The sequence below is a fragment of the Reyranella sp. GW821-FHT14A01 genome (assembly GCF_058803965.1).
The window spans coordinates 180004-204267 of record NZ_JBXAPM010000009.1; the positions used below are offsets into that span (position 1 = coordinate 180004).

The following is a 24264-nucleotide window of genomic DNA, read 5'->3' on the forward strand; positions in this document are numbered from 1 at the left end:
GCACGGGGCTGAGGCAGGCTAGGAACGGTCGGCGGCCACGTCAATTGCGCAACGCAGCCCTGATTGCCCTCCTCTTGCTGTCGGGTTGTGGCTTTAGTGAGACGGACCGGGCGCAGGATCGGTCGGAAAACGCCGAGAATCCTTCAGGGCTGTCGCCCAACCGGCGTGGCCTTTCCGGCGTCACGAGGAGCAGCAGCGCAGAGGCCGGTCGTTTCGCTGCGACCACGGCGGACGAGAGCCGCGCCGCCGAAATCGGACGCGAGATCCTGCTGGCGGGCGGCAATGCGACCGATGCTGCCACCGCCATGTATTTTGCACTTGCCGTGACCCTGCCGTCGGCAGCGTCGCTGGGGGCGTCCGGCGCCTGCATCGTCCACGATGACAAGACCAAGAAGGCGGAAGCCTTCGTCTTTCCGCCGATCGCCGCACCGGGCGCGGTGAAGGGGACGCCTTTCTCGGTGCCTGGCGGCGTGCGCGCCATCACCTTGATGCATGTCCGTCATGGCCAGCTCCGCTGGGAACAGACGGTTGCCCCGGCGGAACGGTTGGCGCGTCTCGGCGTCCCGGTATCGCGTGCCCTTGCGCGCGACCTGCAGGCTGGCGGCGCTCTCCTCGGGGGGGATGCCGAGGCGCGGCGCATCTTCGGCAGCGCCGGCGAGGGCACGCTCCTGACGCAGCCAGACCTCGCCACGGTCCTGGGCGGCATCCGTCAGCGCGGCGGCGGCGAGTTCTTCCAGGGGGCGCTCGCCCGCACATTCTCCGAGCAGGTCTCGCAAGCGGGCGGCAGCCTGCCGGTCGACACGTTGCGCAATTCGATTCCCATCGCGAAGGATCCTGTATCCGTGAGCCACTACCGCAGCCGGGCCTATGCCGCGCCGGCGCCTGCAGCGGGCGCCACGGCCCTGGCCGGGTGGCAGGGCAGCCAGCCGGGCGGCAGCACGCCGGTCGATTCCGGCGGCTTTGCGGGCTTTGCGGCCGTCGACTCCAAGGGCGGCGCGGCGGCGTGCGAGTTGTCGATGGGCCAGCTCTTCGGCGCGCGTGTCGTGGTGCCCGGCAGCGGCATCATGCTGGGCTCACCGAACCCCGAGGCGGCCTCGGTCAGCCCGTTCATCATCGCAAACCCCGGCAACGGCGAGTTCACCTTCGCCGGCGCCGGCGGCGGTGCCGCCACCGCGGCGCAGGCCGTGGGCTTCGTGGCGCGCGAAGTCATCGACGGCGGCAAGCCGCTCGCGACCGTGCTCGCCAACCGTCGCGGGCAGGGCGGCTTCGTCAATGCCATCGCCTGCCCGTCGGGCCTGCGCGGCGGATCGGACACCTGCCGGGCCGCCGCCGATCCTGCGGGAGCGGGCCTGTCGGCCGTCGCCGGCCAATAGCGCGCGCCATGTCGGGCAAGCTTTCGCGCCGCTCCAGCGGCGTCGACCCGTTCATCGTCATGGACGTGATGGCGGCCGCCGCCGAGAAGGAAGCAGCGGGCGACACCGTCATCCATCTCGAGGTCGGCCAGCCCAGCACGCCGGCGCCGAAGGGGGCGCTGGCGGCAGCGCACGCCGCGCTCGACGCCGACCGGATCGGCTATGTCGCGGCGCTGGGCATGCCGGCGCTGCGCGAACGCATCGCACGGCACTGTAGCGAGACCTACGGCGCAGACGTTTCGCCGGAGCGCGTCATCGTGACGACGGGATCGTCCGGCGGATTTCCGCTGGCCTTCCTGGCGAGCTTCGATGCCGGCGACCGTGTCGCGCTCGCGGCGCCCGGCTATCCGGCCTATCGCAACATCCTGTCGGCGCTCAATCTCGAAGCGGTCGATCTGCCGACCTCGGCGGAAGACCGCTTCCAGCCGACCGTCGCGGCGCTGGAGAAGGCCGGTCCTCTCGACGGGCTGATCGTGGCGAGCCCGTCCAATCCGACCGGCACCATGGTGACGCGCGGCGAACTGAAGGCGCTGGCCGACTGGTGCAACGCCAACGGCGTGCGGCTGATCTCGGACGAGATCTATCACGGCATCGTCTACGAGGGCGAAACCCACTCGGCGGTCGAGGTGTCCGACACGGCGATCGTGGTGAACAGCTTCTCCAAGTACTTCTCCATGACCGGCTGGCGCGTCGGCTGGCTGGTCGTGCCGCCCGACATGGTGCGGCCGATCGAGCGGCTGACGCAAAACTTCTTCATCTCGGTGCCGACGCTCAGCCAGCACGCGGCCCTTGCGGCCTTCGAGTGTCGCGACGAACTCGACGGCCATGTGAAGCGCTATCGCACCAATCGCGATCTGCTGATGGCCGGCCTGCCGGCGGCGGGGCTCGACCGGCTGACGCCGGCCCAGGGCGCCTTCTACATCTACGCCGACGTCTCGCACCTCACCAACGACAGCCGCGACTTCTGCAGCCGCATGCTGCGCGAGGCCGGTGTGGCGACGACGCCGGGCGTCGATTTCGACCGCGCGCGGGGTGCGGGCACGTTGCGCATTTCCTTCGCCGGCTCGACCGCGGAGATGGAGGAGGCGGTGCGCCGCCTGAAACAGTGGAGGCGGGTATGAAGGCTCTTGCCGTCGCAGCTCTGGTTGCGTTCGCTCCGGCCGTGGCCTTCGCGCAGAGCGGACCGAGCTTCGATTGCGCCAAGGCGTCCAACGGCGCGGAGCGCGCGGTCTGCAAGGATCCCGCCCTCTCGAAGGCCGATCGCGAATTGACCGGTCTCTACACGGCGCTCCTGGCCAGGCTGAATGGACCGGCCAAGGAGAGCCTGGAAAAGAGCCAGGTGCGCTGGGTCGTCGGCCGTAACCGCGCCTGTGTGCCCAATGACGATCCCGACGTCATCCTGCGCTGCCTGAAGACGCGCTACGAGAACCGCATCGCCGATCTCAAGGCGTCGGCCGCCGGGCCTTATCCCTTCATCGAGGACCAGTCGATCGAGAAGACCGGCAAGGTCGGCAAGGTGACCTACACGATCGACCTTCGCTATCCGCGGTTTGCCGGCAAGACGGCGGACTTCACGATCGTCAATCGCACCTATGCCGAAGCGGCCGGGAAGGCGGCGCGCGAGACCACGCCGACGGCCGATGCCGGCGTCGATCGCGAGCAGGAGTGGCAGGCCGAGCAGGGCTATTCGCTCTACCGGCCCGGCCCCGATGCCATCACCGTGGCGCTGACCTTCTGGGCCTTCACCGGCGGCGCGCACGGCTACGGCAGCACCAGCTGCACGCTGGTCGACCTGCACACCGGCAAGATCGTGGCGCCTGAAGCCGTATTCGCGGCGGGCACGCCGTGGCTGAAGGAACTCGTCACGATCGTCGGCGCCGATCTCAAGAAGCAGTTCAATGACAATCCCGGCTTCGAGGATGCGCTACAGCCCAACAAGCTCACCAAGACGGTCAACACGGCCGGCCGTTTCTGCTGGCAGGCCGACAAGCTGCAACTTTACTTCAATCAATACGAGGTTGGACCCTATTCGGCCGGGCCCTACACGGTCGACATTCCCTACAGCCGGCTGAAGCCGCTGCTGCGCGCCGGCGGTCCGATCGGGCGCTGAAGCCGGGTCAGTGAAGCTTGCGCCGGTCGCGGGCCGCGGCGGGCACTGAAGCGGGGGAGGCGCGCTCGGTGGCGACGGGCGGCACCGGGCCGGAATGGTGGCTGGTCATGTGCCAGCCGTCGCTCAGGCGGACATAGAGGTTGCTCGCCATGAGCTGGCCGTTGGGCAGGATCTCGCGGCAGATGACGAGCGCGAGGCCCGGCCGGCCGACGACCCATTCCTCGGTGCAGCGCACGCGCGGCGCCTCGGGGTGCTTCATGATGGCCCGCCAGCTCGCCATGATCTCCGCGCGGTCGTGCAGTGCCGCCTGGCCGGGATGCAGGCATATGACCGAACCGGTGGGCGCCCAGACCTGGTCCATGGCGGCGGCATCGCGATCGTTGAAGGCCTTGTAGAAAGCGCGGTTCGCGGCCAGGACTGCGTCGCGTTCGTCATCGTCGAATTCCGCCAAGAGCGGCGGCAGGCGTGGTGGACGGCGGGGCATTCGACCCTCGAAACTCACAGGTTGCGCGGCACAGGATTAGCCGACACAGAAGAGGCATCCAACCGTCGAGATGATGATGTCCATTCCCAAGCTCGAATTCCCGCCGTTCCATTTGCCCGCCGAAGCCGAAGCTCTGCGCGGCGAGGTCCGCGCGTTCCTCAAGGAGACGCTGCCCAGGATCAAATCCGAGGATCGCTTCGCGAGCTGGAACACCGCGTCGCCCGAGTTCAGCAAGGCGCTGGGCGCCAAGGGCTGGCTCGGCATCACCTGGCCCAAGCAGTATGGCGGCGCCGAGCGTTCCTTCCTCGACCGCTTCGTCGTCACCGAGGAGCTGCTCGGCAACAGCGCGCCGGCCGGTTCGCACTGGGTGGCCGACCGCCAGTCCGGTCCGCTGCTCCTGAAGTTCGGCACCGAACAGCAGCGCCAGGCGATCCTGCCGCGCATCACGCGCGGCGAGTGCTATTTCAGCATCGGCATGAGCGAGCCCGACTCGGGTTCCGATCTCGCGTCGGTGCGCACGCGCGCCGAGCCGGTGCCCGGCGGCTTCCGCGTCAACGGCACCAAGGTCTGGACCTCGGGCGCGCATCGCAATCACTACTGCATCACCTTGGTTCGCACGTCGGGCCAGCATGGCGATCGTCACAAGGGGCTGAGCCAGCTCCTGGTCGACCTCAAGACGCCGGGTGTCACGATCCGTCCGATCATCAATCTCGCCGGCCGCCACGACTGGAACGAGGTGACCTTCTCCGACGCCTTCATTCCCGAGGATTGCCTGATCGGCAACGAGGGCGACGGCTGGCTGCAGGTGACGAGCGAGCTCGCCTTCGAGCGCTCCGGCCCCGAACGCTTCATGCAGAACTTCTACGTGCTGCGCGAGCTGGTGCGCGTGCTGGGCCGCCAGCCGGCCAAGCGCGCCAGCGCCATCCTCGGCCGCCTGATCGCGCGCCTGTGGACCCTGCGCCAGATGTCGACGGCCGTCGCCGGCATGATGCAGGGCGGCAAGTCGCCGGCCATCGAGGCGTCGCTCGTGAAGGACCTCGGCACGATCTACCAGCAGGACCTGCCGGAGATCGCGCGCACCCTGGCCGAATCCGACGCCACGACCGAGGACGATCTCGCCGACTTCCTCGATATCGCCCAGTACGCGTCGATGATGGCGCCCAGCTATACCATCCAGGGCGGCACCACCCAGGTCCTGCGCGGCATCGTCGCCCGCGGCCTCGGTCTGCGCTGAAGGAGAGAGATCATGGATCGCGAAACCCGTGACATGCTGCTGGAGACCGCCAGCCGCTTCTTCGCCGAGCGTGCCGGTAAGGACGTCGTGAACGGCGTCGAGAAGGGCGTGTGGCCCGCCGATCTCTGGAAGGAGATCGAGGAGATGGGCCTGCCGCTGATCGCAGTCTCCGAGGAATTGGAAGGGGTGGGCGGAACCCTGGCTGACCTGATGGCGCTGCTGCGCGTGGCCGGCGAGCATGCCGTGCCGGTGCCGGTCGCCGAGACCGCGCTCGCCAACCTGCTGATCTCCGCTGCGGGCGGCAAGCCCGCGACCGGTCCTTCGACCCTGGCACTGGGTGATCTGTCGCTCCAGGGCAATCGCATCTCCGGCAAGGTCGCGCGCGTGCCGTTCGCCGGCGTCGCCGAGCGCTTCGTCTCGATCGTCACCTCGGGCGGCAAGTCGACGCTGGTCGTCGTGCCGCGCGACGCGGTCAAGATCGAGGATGCGCCGAGCCATGCCGGCGAGCCCTACGGCAGCGTGACGTTCGAAGGCGCCACGCCGGAATTTTCGGCGGCCTCCACCATCAGCGCCGAGCGTGCGCTGGAACTCGCAGCCCTTGCCCGTTCCATGCAGATGGCGGGCGCGGCCGACAAGATCCTCGTGACGGCGACGGAATACTGCAAGCAGCGCGTCCAGTTCGGCCGCCCGATCTCGACCTTCCAGGCGATCCAGCACATGCTGGCCGAGCTGGCGAGCTACGCCGCCGCGACCATCGCCTCGGCCGAGGCCGCGTCGCGCGACGCCGACGAGGGCGGGCTGGAGAACGGCGGCAGCTTCTCGATCGCCGCCGCCAAGACCCAGTGCTCCGACTTCGCGCACCGCATCGCCGCCATCTCGCATCAATCGATGGGCGCGATGGGCTTCACCCACGAGCACATCCTGCATCACTATACGCGCAGGCTCTGGGTGTGGCGTCGCGACTTCGGCAGCGAGAGCTTCTGGGGCGAGAAGATCGGCGAGTCCTTCGCCAAGGCCGGCAAGGACGAGCTGTGGCCGGCGCTGACCGAAAGCCGCTACGCCGCCTGAAATTAGGTCAGGCGGACACTACGACGGTGCGGCCGCTAGCTGTGCGTTCAAGGGCGACCGGCACGCCATAGACTTCCGACAGCATCGCTGCGGTCAGCGTCTCGTCAGGCGCGCCATAGGCGGCGAGACGGCCATCGGCGATGACGGCAACGCGGGTTGCCAGCTCGCGGGCCTGATCGGGATCGTGCGTCGAGAAGACGACCCCGAAGCCGCGTTCGCGCAGCGCCTTAACGCGCGCCAGTACGAGGAAGCGGTTGCCGAGATCGAGGCTGGCGGTCGGCTCGTCCATCACCATCATCGTCGCGTCCTGTGCGAGGGCACGTGCGATCAGGGCGAGTTGGCGCTGGCCGCCGGAAATGCGGTTGGCTTCGCGATCCGCGAGATTCAAGATTCCCAGTTCATCAAGGGCGGCACGGGCACGGTCGAGATCGACAGCTCCCGGCGCCGCGAAGGGGCCGAGGTGGGCCGTGCGACCCATGAGCACCAGATCGAGGACGGTGTAGGCGAACTCCATCACCTGCGCTTGCGGCACATAGGCGACGGAACGGGCGAGGGCGGCGCGTGACAGGTCGCCGACCGGTGTACCGTTGACCGAGACCGTGCCCTGCAGGGCGGGAATGAGACCGAGCAGCGTTTTGAAAAGCGTCGTCTTGCCGGCACCGTTCGGTCCCAGCAGGCAAAGGATTTCGCCGGGAGCGACGGCGAGATCGATAGCGGCCGCGACCTGCGTTGTGCCGTAGCCGATGTCGAGATTACGGGCCTCGATCATCCTCAGATCCATACGCGCCGGCCGCGCGCCAGCAGCCAGACGAAGATGGGCGCGCCGATCAGGGCGGTGAGCAAGCCAAGCGGGATTTCTATGCGCGCGGCGGAGCGTGCGAGCGTGTCGACCAGCACGAGGAAGGCGGCGCCCATCAGGACCGAGGCCGGCAGCACACGGTCGTAGCGTGGGCCGACCAGCGGGCGGACCATGTGCGGGATCATCAGGCCGATCCAGCCGATCACGCCCGACACGGAGACTGCCGCCGCCGTCACCAGCGTTGCCGCGGCGATGACGATGCCGCGGATGAGGGCGACGTTGACGCCCAGCGCACGGGCCTCGTCATCGCCCAGCGACAGGACGCCGATCCGCCAGCGCAGCAGCACCAACGGCACGAGGCCCACGACCACCAACGGCGCCACACCCCAGACATCGGAAACCTTGGTCCCCGACAGGCTGCCCAGCAGCCAGAAGGTGATGGCGGGGAGCTGGTTGTAGGGATCGGCCAGGATCTTCACCAGCGAGATGCCGGCGCCCGCCAGCGCACCGACCACGATGCCGGCCAGCACCAGCACGAGCACCTCGTTCTGACTGCGCAGCGCGCGGGCGAGCGCATAGACGATGACGACGGTGATCAACCCGGTGACGAAGCCCAGCCCCTGGATGGCGATGACCGGCAGCGACAGCAGGATGCCGAGCACGGCGCCAAGACCCGCGCCGGCCGAGACGCCCAATATGTCGGGGGAGACGAGGGGATTGCGGAACAGCGTCTGGTAGCTGGCGCCTGCCGCCGCCAGCGCGCCACCGACAAGGGCAGCGGCCAGTACGCGCGGCAGGCGGATCTGGAACAGGATCGTGTCGATGGTCGCCGTGGCCGGTGCGCGGGTAAGCCGAGCGGCGAGGGCTTTTAGCACCTCGCCGGGCGGGATCTGGTAGGGACCGATGATGCTTCCAGCCAGCATGGACGCAAGCAGGCACAAAGCGAGGAGAGTGAGGACGAGGCCGGCGCGCATGACGCCGTCAGTTTGCCGTGCCACCCAGCAGCCGCGCCAGTTGATCGTCGGTCACGTTCACGCCGTAGAACAGGTCGTAGAACTTCCTCGTCTCGGCCCTGAGGTCGAGATTGGCCTCGGTGGGATAGAGGATCGACAGCAGCCAGCGCAGGCCGATCAGCCGGTTGAGCGAGGGCGGCCCATCGATCCAGCCCCAGGGCAGGTTGGGTGCCAGATAGACGCGCTTGTTGGCGATGGCGTGGACCTGGTTCCAGCCTGGCTTGGCCGCCACACTGTTGAAGAAGCCACGGTCCAGAGTGACCACGATGTCGGGCTGCCAGGCGATGATCTGTTCCAGCGAGGCATTGGCGATGTTGCCGCTGCCGCCCAGGCCTTCCGCCACGTTGATGGCGCCGGCACGCTCGATGATCTCGGTGTTGATCGAGCCGCGGCTGCCGGTCTCCAGACCTTCAGGACCGCGCGCGAGATAGACGCGCGGCCGTTTGTCGGCCGGTACGCGCGCCAGCACGCCGTCGACCTGGGCGAAGGCTGCCTCGGCATAGGCCGCCAGCGCGGCACCGCGCTCGATCCGGCCCAGCATCTCGGCGGCGAGTTTCAGCGAGGCGGCGGTCGCGGTGAAGCGGCCGTCGATCAGGGCGTAGGGAATGCCGGTCTGTTCCTGGACGCGGTTGGCCAGCGACACGAACGTGTCGGAGGTCGAGCCGAAATCGAGGACCATGTCGGGCTTGGCCGCGACCAGCCGCTCGAGGCTCACCGTGTCGCCACGCCCGGTGAGTCGGCCGGTCTCGGGAAGGTCGCGCGCCGGGACGGCCAGAAATTCCTTCTCGGCGGGCGAGGGCGTGCGCACCCATCCGACCATGGCGTCGCGGGCCAGGGTGTAGGCCAGTACCGAGGCGGGCGGTCCCGCCACGAACACACGCTCGATGCGAGCCGGTAGCGTGACCTTGCGGCCGGTCGAATCGACCAGCGTGCGCGTGGCTTGTGCCAGGCTCGGCGGGGCCAGCAGGCCGGCTCCGAGCAGCGCGAGGGCGCTACGCCGCTTCACTTGTCGCCCACCTGGAAGTCGCCGGGCTGAGCCGGCGCCAGCGGCTCAAACAGGGTGCGATCGGGCTTCACGTCGACCAGCGGCGTGCCGTCGAGGCAATCCATGCCGCGCACCAGCAGGACAGGTCCCTCGATCTTCACGAGCCGCACGATCGACGTGCCGATGGGATTGGGACGGACCGGCGTGCGCAGCGAGAACACACCACGCGCCTCGCCGTCGTTGCGCGGGCTCTGATGGGTGAGGTCGCGCCGCGATTCATGCAGCCAGTACAGGACCTCCAGCCGCTCGAACTCGTCGATACCGTGCAGACCGTCGGCCCAATGGGCGTCCAGTTCGAGTCGACAGGTCGGCCCGTCGAGCCGGCCTTGCCGCGGCGTCTCCAGTCGGGACGTCCACGGCGTGCGGATGCGCCCGATGAAATAAAGGGAGGCGTCGAAGCGGTCCGGCAGATCGACCGACCGCTCGCCCTGGCGGATTTCGTTCAGCCGGACCATTGGCGACTAGTTGTCGAGGCCGACCATGACGTCGGACGCCTTGACGATGGCGTAGGCCTCCTGGCCGGCCTTCAGGCCCAGCTCGTCGACCGCCTCGTTGGTGATGGCGGCGGTGACGATGATGCCCTTCACGTCGATCCGGACATGGGCGGTCGTCTGGCCCTTCTTGACCTCGACGATGGTGCCCTTCAACCGGTTCCTGGCGCTAATCCGCATGAGTCCTCCTGGGATTGACGGCCGGAGTATAGGGCCAAGGTCTCATTATATCCATTCGGGCACGACGGGCCCTGGTGATGCAGTAAAACTGCGAATCCGGTGGATAAACGATATGTTCAATGGGATATATCGTGCCCTGTCGAAATGGAGGATTTCATGCTGGGTACTCGTCGGGCATTCACGTCGGCACTGGCTGCCGCCGCCTTCGTCGTGGCGTCGGGCGGGATGGCGCAGCAGGCATTCGCGCAGGGCAAGGATGTCATCATCCTCGCCGCCGCCAGCCTCAAGAATGCGCTGGACGAGGCCTCGGCCGACTGGACCAAGCAGACCGGCAAGACCACCAAGATCTCCTATGCCGCGAGTTCGGCGCTGGCCAAGCAGATCGAGGGCGGCATCCCCGCCGACATCTTCATCTCGGCCGACGTGCCGTGGATGGACTATGTCGCGGAGCGCAAGCTCATCAAGCCGGCCAGCCGCTCGGACTATCTCGGCAACCAGATCGTCCTGATCGCCGGCAAGGACTCGAAGATCGATCTCAAGATCGACAAGGGCTTCAACCTGCGCGGCGCGTTGGGCAGTGACGGCCGCCTCGCCATGGGCAGCGTCGAGGCGGTGCCGGCCGGCAAGTACGGCAAGGCGGCGCTGGAATATCTCGGCGTCTGGCCGTCGGTCGCCGACCGCGTGGCGCAGGCCGAGAACGTGCGCATGGCGCTGACCCTGGTCTCGCGCGGTGAGGCGCCGCTCGGCATCGTCTACAAGACCGACGCTGCCTCCGACCCCGCCGTGCGCATCGTCGGCGCCTTCCCGAGCGACTCGCATCCGGCCATCATCTATCCGATGGCGCTGCTCTCGACCTCGACCAATCCGGATGCGCAGGCCTTTATCGACTTCCTGAAGACTCCGGCCGCCAGGCCGTACTTCGAGAAGCAGGGCTTCACTGTATTGAAGTAGCCTCGGCCGCCTCGCTGCCGGCGAGGAGCAGGGACCGTCCCAGCTTCTCGGCGGCGGAGGCGGGCATCGAGAAGCCGACCGTGGCGGGACCGACCGCCACGGCGAGCAGCGTTTCGCCGCCCGGCAGGCCCCCGACGCTCAGCGAATCGGTCGGCACCAGCGAAAGCTTGGCGGAATTTGACGGCTCGTTCTGCGGCAGGGCGCGGCCCAGCAGGAGCAGGAGCGGCACCAGCCGCTGCAGGTCCGCCGCCGGAATGGTGAGCGTGGACCGCCCGCCATCGCGACCGACCAGGGTGATCAGCACGGCATTGTCCTGCGGCAGCAATTCGCCGCTGACCTCGGCGGCCTGGCCGAAATCGATCCTCTGGTCGCCATCCGGCATTAGTTGAAGGTCGCGCGCGGCTGCGCCACGTCGATCCCGACCAGCGAGGTCGCGAGACCGCCGGCATCCTCGGGCGTGAGCGCGAAGGAGACCTTGAAGCCGTCCGGCGTGTTCATCGTCAGGATGGTGCTGTCGCTGCCGGCCGCGGCCTCGAGCGTGAAACTACCCATCGGATAGACGATCTTCAGCGAGTCGTCCTGGTAGCGCGCCTTCAGCGCCTTCTCGATGACGTTCGGCAGCGTCATCAGCAGCGACCGCAGGCAATCGACCGGCAGGATCACCGAGGCCGGGTGGCCGTCGACGCTTTCGAGGTTGAGGCGGAACGACACGCCTGTCGGATCCACCTGACAGTCCGTCAGACCCTTGCCGACGATCTCCATGATCGACACCCCGTTGTCGTGAATGACGCTATATCCAGTAAGATATAACGAGAGGGGGCGCAAGCGGTCCGCAGGACGCAGGTCGGCCGGGAGGTCTAGTGGAGCTTGACGTCGGGAGGGGTGAGCAGGCGGGCCAGCGAGCGGATTTCCGGCGACGAGGCGCCGTAGGCCCGGCGCTCCATCTCGCGGTACAGGCGCACGATATCGTTGCCGGTCTCGGTCACCGATGCCCCGCCGCCGCCGCCGCCGCCGGTCTGGGCGGAGACCACGGGATCGCGGAACATCTGGTTCATTTCGTCGACCAGCAGCCAGGCCTGGCGATAGGACATCGCGAGCGCGCGACCCGCGGCCGAGATCGATCCGGTCTCGTTGATCAGTTCGAGCAGGCGGATCTTGCCGGGACCGATCGAGCGTTCGCCGCCGAAATCGATCCGGAGATGCAAGGAGGTCTTGTCGGCCGGCTTGGCCGCTGCTTTGGCAGGTCCGCGTCCCATGTCCGGATTATGCGGCGGGACTGGCAGCAAGGCCAGATGGCTCTCGCAGCGCGGCGATCAGTCCCTTGGCGATGTCCATCGCCTGCAGCCGGATGTCCGGGATCGCCACGATCTCGGTGTAGCGGCCACGGGTCGGAGGTCCGAGGACGTAGAGACGGTCCGATGGCGTGCCGTCCCGCCCGATTAGCGCCTCGTCGACCGCGACATCGAGGCCCTGATTGAGCGGATCCGGCCGCAGCTTGCCGTCCTTCACCAATTGCGCGTGCAGCGGAACGTGCACATCGACCTCGTTGCGCGGACCGCGGCAGTCGACCACACGGTTGAAGCTCCGTTTTTCGCGGACATCCGAGCCGCGCCGAACGATCGTGACCTCGACCCTGCTGTCCGTCGCTTCGCCGATCTCGACGCGGCCGGAGACGATAGAGAGCTGGCCACGCGCCTTGGCGGCATCGATCTGCTCGCCGATCTGCGGCGCCACGCGATGGCGATGGATGTCCCACCACGGCCGCAGGTGGCGCAGGAAGCGCTTCCGCCGGTCGTGGTCGAGCCCGTGCCAGAGTTCGTTGTTGTGCGGCCGCAGGAGCTGCATGAGGCCCGGCCAGCCGAGGCCAGCCCGCAGCTTGGCGCGGAAGCGGTTGGTGCGCTGCGACAGGCTGCCGGTGAAGAGATCGCTCGTATCGGCTTCCGGCGTGGGGATCGGCGCCGGCGGATGGCGATGCGGCACCAGTCCGCGGCGGGAGAGGGCGACGATCGGGCCCTTATGCCCGTGCTCCATGAGCGAGATCAGCACGTCGATCATGGTCAGGCTGGTGCCGATCAGCAGGACCGAGGCATCGGGCGCCAGGCCGGCGATCGCCTCGTCGCGCCAGGGATTGCCGTGATAGGCGCCGGCATCCTTCGAGGGCGGACGATGGCCGGTCGCCAGGACAGCCTTGCGGGCCCGCAGCGGCGAACGGCCCTCGATGTCGAGTTCGACGCCGTCATGTCTATCGTGGATCGCGACGACGTCGCCCCTGATGACCTGGAGGCGGCCGTCGGCGCGCTGGACGGCGTCGGCGAGCAGGTCCTGCAGATACTGGCCGTAGATGGCGCGGGGAACGAAGTCCGCTCGCCCGAAGCCGCGGCCGTCGCGCGCCAGCCATTGCACGAAGTGGTCGGGCTCGTCGGCCAGGGCGGTCATGTCGCTGGCGCGGACATTGAGGAGATGCCCCTGGGAGCGCGTCGAATAGGCGACGCCCAGGCCGGGATGGTCGCCCCGCTCGATAAGGGCGACGCGCAGGTCGCTCTTGCGCACGAACTGGGAGGCGAGCAGCACGCCGCTGGCGCCGCCCCCGACGATTGCGATGTCGACGGACGGGGAGGGCGGTTCGCAATGCTGCATTGCCGAAGTATGCAGATGCCCTGTCGGGGACGCCAGCCATGCAGGTGCGACGCCTAGGCGCTGCTGCAGTTTTCCCTGCGTATTGTGCGGAAATAATTCTGCAACTCCGGATCGGTCGATTGGCGGTGACGACAGGGTCGGCAATCGTTATGTTCAAACAAATATAACGAAAAACAGTCGACCCTTTCCAGGAGGAAATCATGGACGTCTCCGTCAATGTCGGACGCCTCGGCGCCGCCGCTTCCGCTTTCATCTCCAGGCCCCACAAGCTGCTCATCGACGGCAAGTGGGTGGCCGCGCAAAGCGGCAAGACCTTCGGCGTGTTCGATCCCGCGACCGGCGGCCAGATCGCGCAGGTCGCCGATGGCGGCGCGGCCGACATCGATCTCGCGGTGAAGGCGGCGCGCAAGGCCTTCGATGAAGGCCCATGGGGCAAGGTGAAGCCGACCGAGCGCGGCAAGATCGTGTGGCGGCTGGGCGACCTCCTCGAAAAGCATGCCGACGAACTCGCCGAGATCGAGAGCATCGACAACGGCAAGCCCGTGATGGATGCGCGCATGGTCGACGTGCCGTTCTCCTGCGAGCTGCTGCGCTACATGGCCGGCTGGGCGACCAAGATCACCGGCCAGACCATTCCGATCTCGGCGCCGGGCGAGTGGCATGCCTACTCGATGCGCGAGCCGGTCGGCGTGGTTGGCCAGATCATCCCGTGGAACTTCCCGCTGATGATGGCGGTGTGGAAGATCGCGCCGGCGCTGACCGCGGGCTGCACGATCGTGCTGAAGCCGGCCGAGCAGACGCCGCTCTCCGCCATCCGTCTCGGCGAGCTGATCATGGAAGCGGGCTTCCCGCCGGGCGTGGTCAACATCGTGACCGGCGACGGCACGCCGGGCGCGGCGCTCGCCGCCCATCCCGACGTCGACAAGGTGGCCTTCACCGGCTCGACCGAGGTTGGCAAGCTGATCGTCCAGGCGGCCGCCGGCAACCTGAAGAAGGTGAGCCTCGAACTCGGCGGCAAGTCGCCGTCCTTCGTCTTTCCCGACGCCGACCTCTCCGTCGCCATCCCCGGCGCCGCCACCGGCATCTTCTTCAACATGGGCCAGTGCTGCACCGCCGGCTCGCGCCTCTTCGTGCACGAGCGGCTGTTCGACAAGGTGATGACCGGCCTGTCCGACGAGGCGCAGAAGCTCAAGATCGGCCCCGGCCTCGACAAGACGACGCGTATCGGTCCGCTGGTATCGCAGGAGCAGTTCGATCGCGTCACCGGCTATCTTGCCTCGGGCAAGGAGCAGGGTGCTGAGGCCATCACCGGTGGCAAGCGCTTCGGCAACGAAGGCTATTTCATCGAGCCGACCATCCTGACCAAGACCGACTCGACGATGAAGGTCGTACGCGAGGAGATCTTCGGGCCGGTGGTCTGCGCCATGCCGTTCAACGACGAGGATCTCGAGCGCATCGCCAGGCAGGGCAATGCCACCGAGTACGGCCTCGCCGCCAGCATCTACACCCGCGACATCGGCGTCGCCCACAAGCTCGCCCGCAAGCTCAAGGCGGGTTCGGTGTGGATCAACGTCCACAACTTCAACGACGTGGCGCTGCCCTTCGGTGGCTACAAGCAATCCGGCTGGGGCCGCGAAATGGGTTACGAGGCGATCGAGCTTTACACCGAGGTCAAGGCCGTCGCCGCGATGCTCTGATCAGAGGAGAGAGACATGACTGTGATGGAAAAGGGCACGGCCCAGAAGCCGTCGTACATCGACGGCAAGACGAAGCTGATGCTGATCGACGGCCGCTGGGTGCCGGCAGCCTCGGGCAAGACCTTCGAGACGCACAATCCGGCCACGGGCGAGTTACTCGCCCACGTGGCGGAGGGCGACAAGGAGGATATCGACCGCGCCGTCGCCGCGGCGCGCAAGGCCTTCACCGGCCCGTGGAGCAAGTGGAAGCCGGCCGAACGGCAGCTTCTCCTGCTCAAGCTCGCCGACCTCGTCGAGCAGCATATCGAGGAGCTGGCGGCGCTCGACACGTTCGACATGGGCGCTCCCATCAGCCGCACCCGCAACAACCGCCAGCGCGCCGTCGGCATGCTGCGCTACTATGCCGGCCTCGCGACCTCGATCCATGGCGAGACGATCGAGAATTCGCTGCCGGGCGAGATCTTCTCCTACACCTTGAAGGAGCCGGTCGGCGTGGTCGGCGCCATCATCCCGTGGAACGGCCCGCTGACCGCGACGATCTGGAAGATCGGCCCGGCGCTGGCCACCGGTTGCACGGTCGTGCTGAAGCCCGCAGAAGAGGCGCCGCTCACCTCGCTCCGGCTGGGTGAGCTCTGCCTCGAAGCCGGCGTGCCGCCGGGCGTCGTCAACGTCGTGCCGGGTTACGGCGAGACGGCGGGCGCGGCGCTGTCCTCGCACTACGATGTCGACAAGGTGGCCTTCACCGGCTCGCATCTCACCGGCCAGAAGATCGTCCAGGCCTCGTCGACCAACCTGAAGCGCGTGTCGCTCGAACTGGGCGGCAAGTCGCCTGACATCGTGTTTGCCGATGCCGATCTCGAGGCGGCGGTGCCGGGCGCGGCGATGGCGGTGTTCGCGAACTCGGGCCAGATCTGTAGCGCCGGCACGCGTCTCTTCGTCGAGCAGAAGGTCTATGAGGAGTTCACCGAGAAGGTCGCGCGCTTCGCCAAGAACCTGAAGGTCGGCAACGGCGTCGATCCCGCGACCCAGGTCGGTCCGCTCGTCTCCTCGGAGCAGCTCGACAGGGTCACGACCTATCTCGGCATCGGCCGGCAGGAAGGCGCGAAGAGCCTGTCGGGTGGCGAGCAGCTCACCGAAGGCGAGTACAGCAAGGGCTACTTCGTGCCGCCCACGATCTTCGCCAACGTCCGCGACGACATGCGGATCGCGCAGGAGGAGATCTTCGGGCCGGTCATCTCGGCGATCCCGTTCACCGACATCGACGAGGTGATCCAGCGCGGCAATGCCACGACCTTCGGCCTGGGCAGCGGCGTCTGGACCCGCGACGTCAGCAAGGCCCATCGCCTCGCCAAGGCGATCCGCGCCGGTTCGGTGTGGGTCAACTGCTACCAGGCGATGGACCCGGCCGTGCCGTTCGGCGGCTACAAGATGAGCGGCTACGGGCGCGAGAGCGGCCTGCAGCATGTCGAGGAATATCTCAACGTGAAGGCGGTCTGGATCAAGACCGCCTGACACCGTTACCATCGCTGGAAATCACTCACGTGGGCCAATCGGCCCACGTGTCGTTTGAGAGGGGATCATGCAACACACGAATTTCGGCCGGACCGGCCTGCGCGTCTCGAAGCTCTGTCTCGGCACCATGACATTCGGCCTGCAATGCGACGCCGCGCAGAGCAACGCCATCCTCGATGCGGCGGCGGCAGGCGGCATCGATTTTCTCGATACCGCCAACGTCTATCCGCTGGGTGGTGGCCACAATACGGTCGGCCGCACCGAGCAGATCGTCGGCGACTGGCTGAAGGGCAAGCGCCACAACTACATCGTCGCCACCAAGTGCGCCGGCGTGATGGGGCGCAATCCCTGGGAGCAGGGCACCTCACGCAAGCACGTGCTGGAGGCGATCGATGCCTCGCTGAAGCGGCTCGGCACCGACTATATCGATCTCTACCAGCTCCACCGCTACGATCCGAACACGCCGCTGGACGAGACGATGGATGCGCTAGACACGGTCGTGCGGCAGGGCAAGGCGCGCTATGTCGGCGTCTCCAATTGGCCCGCCCACAAAGTGGCACGCGGGATAGGACGCGCCGAGGTGAAGAACAGCGTGCGCATCGACTCCGTCCAGCCGCGCTACAACCTTCTGTTCCGTGGCTATGAGCGCGACCTGCTGCCGTTTTGCGAGGAAGAGGGCATCGCCGTGATCCCCTACAATCCGCTGGCCGGCGGTCTTCTCACCGGCAAGCACAACGCCAAGGCAGCCCCACCGGAAGGCTCGCGCTTCCAGCTCGGTACCGCCGGTGCCCGTTACCAGGAGCGCTACTGGCACCAGCGGGAGTTCGAGAGCATCGAGGCGATACGCGGGGTCGCGGCCGAAGCCGGCATGAGCATGGCCACCCTCGCGATGCGCTGGACCCTGTCGAACCCGGCGATCACCGCCCCGATCATTGGCGCGTCGAAGCCTGAACAGCTCGCCGACAGTTTCGCCGCGGCCGAGCAGGGGCCGCTGCCTAAGGACCTCAAGGCCAAGCTCGACGAGTTGACGCACGAGTGGCGTGCCGTCGATGCCGAGCGCTGAAGGAGGAGGGACCATGCCGACCTGGTTGATCACTGGCTGCTCGACAGGCTTCGGCCGCGAGCTGGCCCGCGCCGTTCTGGCGCGCGGCTGGAATGCCGCCGTCACCGCACGCAATCCGGCGACGGTGGCTGAGATCGTGGCCGGCAAGGAAGCCACTGGGCTTGCCTTGCCGCTCGACGTGACGGATCGGACCCAGATTGCCGACGCCGTGAAGGCCGCAGAAAGCCGGTTCGGCGCCATCGACGTGCTGGTCAACAATGCGGGCTACGGCTATCGCGGCGCAGTCGAAGAGGCGGACGACGCCGAGATTCGCCAGCTCTTCGAGACCAACTTCTTCGGCCTCGTCGCCATGACCCAGGCCGTGTTGCCCGGCATGCGCGCGCGCCGGAAGGGACACATCGTCAACATCTCCTCGGTCGCGGGGCGGATGGCGCAGCCGGGCTCGGGTTACTATTCGGCGAGCAAGTTCGCGGTCGGCGGTCTCTCCGATGCGCTGCGCAAGGAACTGAAGCCGCTCGGTATCGCCGTCACGGTCGTCGAGCCGGGCGGTTTCCGGACCGACTTCGCCGGCCGCTCGCTGCACCAGTCCGCCCGCGTCATCGACGACTATGCCGAGACGGCCGGCAAGCGCCGCCGCGAGAACAGCACCACCGACGGACGGCAGCCCGGCGATCCCGTGCGCGCGGCGGAGGCGATCATCAAGGCTGTCGAGGCGAAGGACCCGCCGTTCCGGCTGGCGCTGGGCCGCTCAGCGATCCAGCGCATCGGCGCAGAACTGGACGAGCAGCGCCGCGAACTCGATGCCTGGGCAGAGGTCGGTGCCGCCGCCGACTTTCCGACGTAGTCATTGGAGCGCGCAACTCCAGTTGCGCTCATGATCATGATTGCGCCACTTCAGCGCGGAGGTTACTCCGCGCGCAGTGGCGCGCTCCAATGAAAACGACCGGTCCGAGCATTCGGACCGGCCGCTTCGTTCGATCGCGGAGAGCTTAGGCGGCCTTGTAGCCGATGACCGCCTTGGTCTCGAGGAACTCCTCCATGCCCCACTTGCCGTACTCGCGGCCGTTACCCGACTGCTTGTAGCCGCCGAATGGGGCGGCGGTGTCGCCCATCGGGTAGTTCACATGGACGTTGCCGGCCCGCATCTGCGAGGCGACCTTGCGGGCGTGCTCGAGATCGGTGCCCTGCACGTAGGCGGCGAGTCCGTAGATCGTGTCGTTGGCGAGACGGATGACTTCTTCCTCGTTCTTGTAGGGGAGGATGCAGATGACCGGCCCGAAGATCTCCTCGCGCGCGATCGTCATGTCGTTGGTCACGCCCGCGAACACGGTCGGGCGCACGTAGAAGCCGCGGTTCAGGTTCTCGGGACGGCCGACGCCGCCGGTCACCAGTTCCGCGCCTTCGTCGATGCCCTTCTGGATGAGGCCCTGGATCTTGTTGAACTGGGACTCATTGACCACGGGGCCGAGCCTGGTGGCCGGATCCTGCGGATTGCCGACCACGAACTTCTCGGCCGCGACCTTGGCGATCTGCTTCACCTCGTCGTGACGGTCCTGCGGCACGAACATGCGGCTGGGCGCGGTGCAGGACTGGCCCGAGTTCACCATCATGCTGTTGATGCCCTTGGTGACGGCCATCTGGAAGTCGACGTCGGGCAGCAGGATGTTGGCCGACTTGCCACCCAGCTCCTGGGCGACGCGCTTGACCGTGAGGGCGGCGGCCTGGGCCACGCGGATGCCGGCGCGGGTCGAGCCGGTGAACGACATCATGTCGATGTCGGGATGGCTCGACATGGCCTCGCCGACCACCGAGCCGGCGCCCTGGACCATGTTGTAGACGCCCTTGGGCGTGCCGGCGGCGTGCATGATCTCGGTCCAGATGATGGCGTCGATCGGCGCCTCCTCGGACGGCTTCAGCACCATGGTGCAGCCCGCGGCCAGCGCGGGCAGGACCTTGCAGGCGATCTGGTTGGTCGGCCAGTTCCACGGCGTGATGAGGCCGCAGACGCCGATCGGCTCGCGCGCGATCAGGGTCGTGCCTTCGACCGATTCGAACGGATAGGTCTCGAGGACCGAGATCATGCGCTCGAGATGCGCCGTGCCGCGGCCGGCCTGGATGGTGCGGGCGAATTCCAGCGGCGCACCCATCTCGCGCGAGATGGCGTCGCCCACGTCGTTCCGGCGCTTGTTGTACTCGGCCAGGATGGCGCGCAGCAGTTCGAGCCGTTCCTTGCGGCTGGTACGGGCGAAGGCGGGGAAGGCGGCCTTGGCGGCGGCCACGGCGCGATCGACGTCGGCGGCGGTGCCGACCGAGATCTGGATGTACGCCTCTTCGGTCGACGGATCGATGACGTCGAGCAGGGCCGGCTTGATCGGATCGACCCACTGGCCGTCGATGTAGAAATGCTTCGCGTGCTGCATGGTGCGACCCTCTGAGGCTGTTTGGGAAAGTGCTCGCCGATGTGCGACTGGCGATATATATAATTGAATATAACGAAGGGAAAGAGACCGTTGGCCGAGGTATTTCCGTTCCGCGAACGCAGCAGCAAGGTCCGGCAGGTGTCCTACGTCACCGGCGACGTGACGCCGGATGGCCGGGAATTGCTTCTGAACGTCGAGACGGAACGGGACGGGCGGATCGAACTGGCGTTCCCGACGGTCGACCTCCAGCACCTCCTGACGCTTCTGCTGATCCTGGGCGGCAAGGCGGCCATGAACGGCCGGTTCGCCGCCTTCAGCGAGACCTATCAGGCCCAGCCGCTGCCGCTGCACGGCGTTTCACTGGGCATGGAGTCGGACGACAAGGGCGTGCTGACCGTCGAGGTCGGCGCCGCGGTTCTGTCCTTCTCGCTGCCGCGCGACAGCATGGCCGAGATTGGCCGTACGATCCTCGGAATGACGGAAACCCGCCCGGCGGGCTAGGCGGCCGTGCGCCTGGGCGCGGGGCGGCACTCGCGCGCGAGATAGCTGAACAGCCCATCCATCGCATCGTGATTGGGACGGCAGACCAGGCTGGTCGCCGCACGCGTCTGCGTGACGAGGCCGGCCAGAACCAGCGTCTTCAGGTGATGCGACAGGGTGGAGGCGTTGATGCCGAGGAGGTCCTGGACGCTGCCGACCGTGAGGCCTTCCTCGCCGGCCTGCGAGAGGATTTCGTAGATCTTGAGACGCGCCGGGTTGGCGAGAGCCTGGAGGCGACCGGCGGCCGTGGTGGTGTCCATGGGGGATGTGGCCATATCGTTGTATCTTTTTGAATACAACGATATGGCGGACCGGGCAAGCCCGACCGCTGCGGCCACTCCGGCTCGATGCCGGCGATCTTCATCATCTCGCGATAGAGGTCGATCTCGGCGACACGATCCGGCGCATCTTATCGGGAGAGCAGGGCGTGATCTCCGAACCGCCCTGCGCGTGGCGCTCGACATAGGCGGGGACGGCGAAGGCCTTGTTGAGGCCGTCAGCGACGTTGCGGACACTCTGGTCGGTGGCCGCCCCCCCGGCAATGCGACAGCGCCGGCGATCAGGGATCGCCGGCGCATGATGTTCGTCTTGTCTAGCGGCGCCACCAGCCGCGCTTGGGCTTCTCCGGCGGCGCCTCGATCACGGGGACCGGCGGCGGTGCAGGAGCGGGCTCCGGCTCGGGGATCGCGATCGGCTGCGGTGCCGAGGCGACGACAGGTTCCGGCTCCGGTGCAGGCGGCGGGGCCGCTTCGACGTTCACCGGCGGGCCCGGATCGTAGGGCGCGCGTTCCACAGGCATGTGCTCGACCGGCATGCTTTCCAGCGGCGTCGGCGGCGAAGCCGGCGGCTCGTGGCTGCTGCCGTTCGACTCGCTCGTATCGTGGCCGTTCTCGGCGCGCTCTTCGCCGTGCGAGTAGGCGTCGCCTTCCGGGTTCTGGCCTTCGCCCTGCATCGGTTCGCCGTCGCCCTCACCCTCGCCGGGCTCGCGGCGGCGGCGGCGGCCACCGCGGCGGCCGCGGCGGCGCCGGCTGCTGCTGCTGCCGTTGCGATCATCGCCATTGCGGTCGCCTTCGGGACGATCGTCCTCGGCGCCGTCATCGTCGGCGCGGGCGACATCGGAATCACCCTCGGGCGCATTGTCCTGGGAATCGTCGTCATCGGCGCCGTTGACGTGCTGCTCGTCGGCTTGCGGAGCGTCGCCCTCGCGAGCCTCGTCGGCCGCCTGCGACCGCTCGGAGCCTTCACCGTCCTCACGACGGCTGCTGCTGCTGCGACGGCGGCGACGGCGACGGCCACTGCTGCTGCCGCTGCGGCTTTCGCCTTCCTTGCGGCTGCCGCTCTCCTCGCCGCGCTCGTCATCCTCCCGGGCCTCGCTGCCCTCGGCCTCGTCGCCGGACGTCTCCTCGTAGCTGGCGCGGGCCAACTCGGGGGCAGGCCGGTCGTTGCTGCGATGATCGTCGCGGCGCGAGCGCACACGCTCGATCTCGCAATCGGCGGCGTGAAGCTCCTCGTCGGCCTCGACGATGACGGTGAAGCCGTAGCGCTGCTCGATCTCCGACAGCGAATGGCGCTTCTGGTTGAGCAGGTAGAGTGCAACGTTCGGCGGAACGTTGACGGCGATCTCGCTGGCCCGGCGACGCACGCCTTCCTCCTCGATGGCGCGCAGCGCGTGCAGCGCGGCGGACTCGAGCGAGCGGATGCGGCCCGTGCCGGCGCAATGCGGGCAGACCTCGGTCGAGTGCTCCAGCAGGCTGGGTCGCAGCCGCTGGCGCGACATTTCGAGCAGGCCGAAGGCGGAGATGCGGCCGATCTGGATGCGCGCGCGATCGCTGCGCATCGAGTCCTTCACCTTGTGCTCGACCTGGCGCTGGTGGCGCGTCTCCTCCATGTCGATGAAGTCGATCACGATCAGGCCGGCGAGGTCGCGCAGGCGAACCTGGCGGGCGATCTCCTCGGCCGCCTCGATGTTGGTGCGGACCGCCGTCTCCTCGATGTTCCGCTCCTTGGTGGAGCGGCCCGAGTTGACGTCGATGGCGACCAGCGCCTCGGTCGGGTTGATGACGATGTAGCCGCCGGAGCGGAGCTGCACCGTCGGCGAATGCATGGCGTCGAACTGGCTCTCCACCTGGTAGCGGTGGAAGAGGGGAATCGGCTCCTTGTAGAGCTCGACCTTGTTGGCCTGGTGCGGCACCAGCTGGCGCATGAACTCGGCGGCGCCCTGGAAGCCCGCCTCGCCCTCGACGAGGACCTGCGCGATGTCGGTGTCGTAGATGTCGCGCAGCGAGCGCTTGATGAGGTCGCCTTCCTCGTAGATCAGCGCCGGCGCCGTCGAGCGCATGGTGATCTCGCGGATCGAATCCCAGAGGCGCGACAGGTATTCGTAGTCGCGCTTGATGTCGATGTTGGAGCGTTCCAGTCCCGCGGTGCGCAGGATCACGCCCATGCCCTGCGGCACGTCGAGGTCGCTCAGGATCTCCTTCATCCGCTTGCGGTCGGACGGGTTGGAGATCTTGCGCGAGATGCCGCCGCCACGACCGGCGTTGGGCATCAGCACGCAGTAGCGGCCGGCCAGCGAGAGGTAGGTGGTGAGGGCGGCGCCCTTGTTGCCGCGCTCTTCCTTGACGACCTGCACCAGCAGGATCTGCCGGCGCTTGATGACTTCCTGGATCTTGTACTGGCGGATCGGGTTGCGGCGGCGACGCTCGCGCGTCTCGCGCTCCTCGGTGACCCCTTCGTCGCCGCCCAGCGTCTCGACCGTGACGTCAGGCTGCGGCGCCTCGGCCGGATCGGCCGCTTCGGCCGGGAAGGACTCGCCATTGAGGTCGGCCGGCTGCTCTGCCGGCTGCTCGGCACCTTCGGCAAGGGCGGTCGTCTCGCCTTCGGCCTTGGGTTCGGCCGCCGGCTCGGAAACCAGGACTTCGGCGGTTTCGACATGAACCGGACCGTCGAGACGCTCGACCGGGATTTCCGCAGGCTGGGCCTGCGGCTCAGGCTCGCTGACCGGCGCGGCTTCGATGATGACGGGCTCGACGGGAGCAGCCTCGATGGCCTGAGCCTCTGGGGCAGGGGCCTCGGGCGCCGGCGTCTCTGCCGCAACGACTTCGACGGCGGGAGTCTCCGCGGCGGGCTCGCTCACGGGAGCGTCGCCGGCGAACTCGGCCGCGGGGGCCTCGTCACTGACGGCCGCAGCCTTGATGATATCGTCCGCCGCCGCTTCGATGATATCGGCGCGGGCTTCCTCGATGTCCGTGCGATCGACGCGGTTGCTCTGCCGGGGTTCGTCTTCCTCGGCTTCGGCATGCAGCCGCTGCTGCTCGGCGATCAGCCGTTCGCGGTCGGCGACGGGGATCTGGTAGTAGTCGGGATGGATTTCCGAGAAGGCGAGGAAGCCGTGCCGGTTGCCGCCATACTCGACGAACGCCGCCTGCAGCGACGGTTCGATGCGAATGACCTTCGCGAGGTAGATATTGCCCTTGAGGGGCTTGCGGCTCGCGGTTTCGAAGTCGAATTCTTCAAGTCTTGTTCCATCGACCACAACGACCCGGGTTTCTTCCGGGTGACTTGCATCGATGAGCATACGCCTTGCCATGGGCTCGCTCCGAGGCGTC

General features: G+C 67.6%; 24 protein-coding genes. 11 read left to right on the plus strand and 13 right to left on the minus strand.

Going from position 1 to position 24264, the window contains the following annotated elements; translation table 11 throughout:
* Positions 1-44: 44 nt before the first annotated feature.
* Genes AC1ROX_RS17425 through AC1ROX_RS17435 form a run of 3 tightly spaced genes read left to right on the plus strand, consistent with a single transcriptional unit; the run spans position 45 to position 3522 of the window.
* Complete coding sequence (locus AC1ROX_RS17425) at positions 45-1373, plus strand: gamma-glutamyltransferase (protein WP_493127365.1); 1329 nt, start codon at positions 45-47, stop codon at positions 1371-1373.
* An 8-nt stretch (positions 1374-1381) separates the two neighbouring features.
* Positions 1382-2533 carry a pyridoxal phosphate-dependent aminotransferase gene (locus AC1ROX_RS17430; protein WP_493127367.1) on the plus strand — a complete coding sequence of 384 codons (1152 nt, stop codon included), beginning with the start codon at positions 1382-1384 and terminating at the stop codon, positions 2531-2533.
* Entirely contained in the window at positions 2530-3522 is a 993-nt protein-coding gene (locus AC1ROX_RS17435) for a DUF3298 domain-containing protein (RefSeq protein ID WP_493127369.1), read from the plus strand. The genes AC1ROX_RS17430 and AC1ROX_RS17435 overlap by 4 nt, the downstream gene beginning before the upstream one ends.
* A 7-nt stretch (positions 3523-3529) precedes the next feature.
* On the opposite strand, the gene AC1ROX_RS17440 is transcribed toward AC1ROX_RS17435, so the two are convergent.
* Positions 3530-4006 (minus strand): YybH family protein, encoded by a 477-nt coding sequence (locus tag AC1ROX_RS17440; protein WP_493127371.1) that lies wholly within the window; start codon positions 4004-4006, stop codon positions 3530-3532.
* Between the two features lie 76 nt (positions 4007-4082).
* Between AC1ROX_RS17440 and AC1ROX_RS17445 the strand changes: the two genes are divergently transcribed.
* Complete coding sequence (locus AC1ROX_RS17445) at positions 4083-5240, plus strand: acyl-CoA dehydrogenase family protein (RefSeq protein WP_493127373.1); 1158 nt, start codon at positions 4083-4085, stop codon at positions 5238-5240.
* A 12-nt stretch (positions 5241-5252) separates the two neighbouring features.
* Complete coding sequence (locus tag AC1ROX_RS17450) at positions 5253-6308, plus strand: acyl-CoA dehydrogenase family protein (protein WP_493127375.1); 1056 nt, start codon at positions 5253-5255, stop codon at positions 6306-6308.
* Between the two features lie 7 nt (positions 6309-6315).
* Here AC1ROX_RS17450 and AC1ROX_RS17455 read toward each other — a convergent pair whose 3' ends face one another.
* From AC1ROX_RS17455 to AC1ROX_RS17475, 5 genes are read right to left on the minus strand one after another with little or no spacing between them, the layout of a single operon-like run.
* The gene (locus AC1ROX_RS17455) at positions 6316-7077 is read right to left on the minus strand and encodes an ABC transporter ATP-binding protein (RefSeq protein WP_493127377.1); all 762 of its coding nucleotides are present in this window, start codon (positions 7075-7077) and stop codon (positions 6316-6318) included.
* A gap of 2 nt (positions 7078-7079) precedes the next feature.
* Positions 7080-8081 (minus strand): FecCD family ABC transporter permease, encoded by a 1002-nt coding sequence (locus AC1ROX_RS17460; protein WP_493127661.1) that lies wholly within the window; start codon positions 8079-8081, stop codon positions 7080-7082.
* 7 nt (positions 8082-8088) lie between these two features.
* Complete coding sequence (locus AC1ROX_RS17465; RefSeq protein ID WP_493127379.1) at positions 8089-9126, minus strand: ABC transporter substrate-binding protein; 1038 nt, start codon at positions 9124-9126, stop codon at positions 8089-8091.
* Positions 9123-9620 carry a tRNA (N6-threonylcarbamoyladenosine(37)-N6)-methyltransferase TrmO gene (gene tsaA / locus AC1ROX_RS17470; RefSeq protein ID WP_493127381.1) on the minus strand — a complete coding sequence of 166 codons (498 nt, stop codon included), beginning with the start codon at positions 9618-9620 and terminating at the stop codon, positions 9123-9125. Before tsaA ends, AC1ROX_RS17465 begins: the two co-directional genes overlap by 4 nt.
* 6 nt (positions 9621-9626) lie before the next feature.
* Complete coding sequence (locus AC1ROX_RS17475; protein WP_493111240.1) at positions 9627-9836, minus strand: TOBE domain-containing protein; 210 nt, start codon at positions 9834-9836, stop codon at positions 9627-9629.
* A 156-nt stretch (positions 9837-9992) separates the two neighbouring features.
* Here AC1ROX_RS17475 and modA point away from each other — a divergent pair, with 156 nt between their 5' ends.
* Positions 9993-10787 (plus strand): molybdate ABC transporter substrate-binding protein, encoded by a 795-nt coding sequence (gene modA / locus AC1ROX_RS17480; protein WP_493127383.1) that lies wholly within the window; start codon positions 9993-9995, stop codon positions 10785-10787.
* On the opposite strand, the gene AC1ROX_RS17485 is transcribed toward modA, so the two are convergent.
* From AC1ROX_RS17485 to AC1ROX_RS17500, 4 genes are all read right to left on the minus strand, one after another.
* On the minus strand, positions 10771-11169 hold the full coding sequence (locus tag AC1ROX_RS17485; protein WP_493127385.1) for a hypothetical protein: 399 nt from the start codon (positions 11167-11169) through the stop codon (positions 10771-10773). The genes modA and AC1ROX_RS17485 overlap by 17 nt on opposite strands.
* Positions 11169-11549 (minus strand): hypothetical protein, encoded by a 381-nt coding sequence (locus AC1ROX_RS17490; protein ID WP_493127387.1) that lies wholly within the window; start codon positions 11547-11549, stop codon positions 11169-11171. The genes AC1ROX_RS17485 and AC1ROX_RS17490 overlap by 1 nt, the downstream gene beginning before the upstream one ends.
* A gap of 95 nt (positions 11550-11644) precedes the next feature.
* Positions 11645-12043: a winged helix-turn-helix domain-containing protein gene (locus tag AC1ROX_RS17495; protein ID WP_493127389.1), complete on the minus strand. Its 399-nt coding sequence runs from the start codon at positions 12041-12043 to the stop codon at positions 11645-11647.
* A 7-nt stretch (positions 12044-12050) separates the two neighbouring features.
* Positions 12051-13424 (minus strand): FAD/NAD(P)-binding protein, encoded by a 1374-nt coding sequence (locus tag AC1ROX_RS17500; RefSeq protein WP_493127391.1) that lies wholly within the window; start codon positions 13422-13424, stop codon positions 12051-12053.
* 200 nt (positions 13425-13624) lie between these two features.
* Here AC1ROX_RS17500 and AC1ROX_RS17505 point away from each other — a divergent pair, with 200 nt between their 5' ends.
* From AC1ROX_RS17505 to AC1ROX_RS17520, 4 genes are all read left to right on the plus strand, one after another.
* The gene (locus tag AC1ROX_RS17505) at positions 13625-15121 is read left to right on the plus strand and encodes an aldehyde dehydrogenase family protein (protein WP_493127393.1); all 1497 of its coding nucleotides are present in this window, start codon (positions 13625-13627) and stop codon (positions 15119-15121) included.
* Positions 15122-15136: 15 nt separating this feature from the next.
* On the plus strand, positions 15137-16633 hold the full coding sequence (locus AC1ROX_RS17510) for an aldehyde dehydrogenase family protein (protein WP_493127395.1): 1497 nt from the start codon (positions 15137-15139) through the stop codon (positions 16631-16633).
* A 67-nt stretch (positions 16634-16700) separates the two neighbouring features.
* Complete coding sequence (locus tag AC1ROX_RS17515) at positions 16701-17696, plus strand: aldo/keto reductase (RefSeq protein WP_493127397.1); 996 nt, start codon at positions 16701-16703, stop codon at positions 17694-17696.
* A gap of 13 nt (positions 17697-17709) precedes the next feature.
* Positions 17710-18540: an oxidoreductase gene (locus AC1ROX_RS17520; protein WP_493127399.1), complete on the plus strand. Its 831-nt coding sequence runs from the start codon at positions 17710-17712 to the stop codon at positions 18538-18540.
* 145 nt (positions 18541-18685) lie between these two features.
* On the opposite strand, the gene AC1ROX_RS17525 is transcribed toward AC1ROX_RS17520, so the two are convergent.
* Entirely contained in the window at positions 18686-20116 is a 1431-nt protein-coding gene (locus tag AC1ROX_RS17525; protein WP_493127401.1) for an aldehyde dehydrogenase family protein, read from the minus strand.
* 90 nt (positions 20117-20206) lie between these two features.
* On the opposite strand from AC1ROX_RS17525, the gene AC1ROX_RS17530 reads away from it, so the two are divergent.
* A complete protein-coding gene (locus tag AC1ROX_RS17530; RefSeq protein WP_493127403.1) occupies positions 20207-20617 on the plus strand; it encodes a hypothetical protein in 411 nt (136 codons plus the stop codon).
* On the opposite strand, the gene AC1ROX_RS17535 is transcribed toward AC1ROX_RS17530, so the two are convergent.
* The gene (locus tag AC1ROX_RS17535; protein ID WP_493127405.1) at positions 20614-20931 is read right to left on the minus strand and encodes an ArsR/SmtB family transcription factor; all 318 of its coding nucleotides are present in this window, start codon (positions 20929-20931) and stop codon (positions 20614-20616) included. The genes AC1ROX_RS17530 and AC1ROX_RS17535 overlap by 4 nt on opposite strands.
* A gap of 317 nt (positions 20932-21248) precedes the next feature.
* A complete protein-coding gene (locus tag AC1ROX_RS17540) occupies positions 21249-24245 on the minus strand; it encodes an Rne/Rng family ribonuclease (RefSeq protein WP_493127407.1) in 2997 nt (998 codons plus the stop codon).
* Between the last annotated feature and the right edge of the window lie 19 nt (positions 24246-24264).

Coding starts and splice junctions, on each gene's coding strand:
- AC1ROX_RS17520 (WP_493127399.1), top strand. CDS start 17,710: ATGCCGACCTGGTTGATCACTGGCTGCTCGACAGGCTTCGGCCGCGAG.
- AC1ROX_RS17535 (WP_493127405.1), bottom strand. CDS start 20,931: ATGGCCACATCCCCCATGGACACCACCACGGCCGCCGGTCGCCTCCAG.
- tsaA (WP_493127381.1), bottom strand. CDS start 9,620: ATGGTCCGGCTGAACGAAATCCGCCAGGGCGAGCGGTCGGTCGATCTG.
- AC1ROX_RS17515 (WP_493127397.1), top strand. CDS start 16,701: ATGCAACACACGAATTTCGGCCGGACCGGCCTGCGCGTCTCGAAGCTC.
- AC1ROX_RS17455 (WP_493127377.1), bottom strand. CDS start 7,077: ATGATCGAGGCCCGTAATCTCGACATCGGCTACGGCACAACGCAGGTC.
- AC1ROX_RS17435 (WP_493127369.1), top strand. CDS start 2,530: ATGAAGGCTCTTGCCGTCGCAGCTCTGGTTGCGTTCGCTCCGGCCGTG.
- AC1ROX_RS17485 (WP_493127385.1), bottom strand. CDS start 11,169: ATGCCGGATGGCGACCAGAGGATCGATTTCGGCCAGGCCGCCGAGGTC.
- AC1ROX_RS17445 (WP_493127373.1), top strand. CDS start 4,083: ATGTCCATTCCCAAGCTCGAATTCCCGCCGTTCCATTTGCCCGCCGAA.
- AC1ROX_RS17510 (WP_493127395.1), top strand. CDS start 15,137: ATGACTGTGATGGAAAAGGGCACGGCCCAGAAGCCGTCGTACATCGAC.
- modA (WP_493127383.1), top strand. CDS start 9,993: ATGCTGGGTACTCGTCGGGCATTCACGTCGGCACTGGCTGCCGCCGCC.
- AC1ROX_RS17495 (WP_493127389.1), bottom strand. CDS start 12,043: ATGGGACGCGGACCTGCCAAAGCAGCGGCCAAGCCGGCCGACAAGACC.
- AC1ROX_RS17540 (WP_493127407.1), bottom strand. CDS start 24,245: ATGGCAAGGCGTATGCTCATCGATGCAAGTCACCCGGAAGAAACCCGG.
- AC1ROX_RS17525 (WP_493127401.1), bottom strand. CDS start 20,116: ATGCAGCACGCGAAGCATTTCTACATCGACGGCCAGTGGGTCGATCCG.
- AC1ROX_RS17475 (WP_493111240.1), bottom strand. CDS start 9,836: ATGCGGATTAGCGCCAGGAACCGGTTGAAGGGCACCATCGTCGAGGTC.
- AC1ROX_RS17430 (WP_493127367.1), top strand. CDS start 1,382: ATGTCGGGCAAGCTTTCGCGCCGCTCCAGCGGCGTCGACCCGTTCATC.
- AC1ROX_RS17490 (WP_493127387.1), bottom strand. CDS start 11,549: ATGGAGATCGTCGGCAAGGGTCTGACGGACTGTCAGGTGGATCCGACA.
- AC1ROX_RS17450 (WP_493127375.1), top strand. CDS start 5,253: ATGGATCGCGAAACCCGTGACATGCTGCTGGAGACCGCCAGCCGCTTC.
- AC1ROX_RS17500 (WP_493127391.1), bottom strand. CDS start 13,424: ATGCAGCATTGCGAACCGCCCTCCCCGTCCGTCGACATCGCAATCGTC.
- AC1ROX_RS17440 (WP_493127371.1), bottom strand. CDS start 4,006: ATGCCCCGCCGTCCACCACGCCTGCCGCCGCTCTTGGCGGAATTCGAC.
- AC1ROX_RS17460 (WP_493127661.1), bottom strand. CDS start 8,081: ATGCGCGCCGGCCTCGTCCTCACTCTCCTCGCTTTGTGCCTGCTTGCG.
- AC1ROX_RS17505 (WP_493127393.1), top strand. CDS start 13,625: ATGGACGTCTCCGTCAATGTCGGACGCCTCGGCGCCGCCGCTTCCGCT.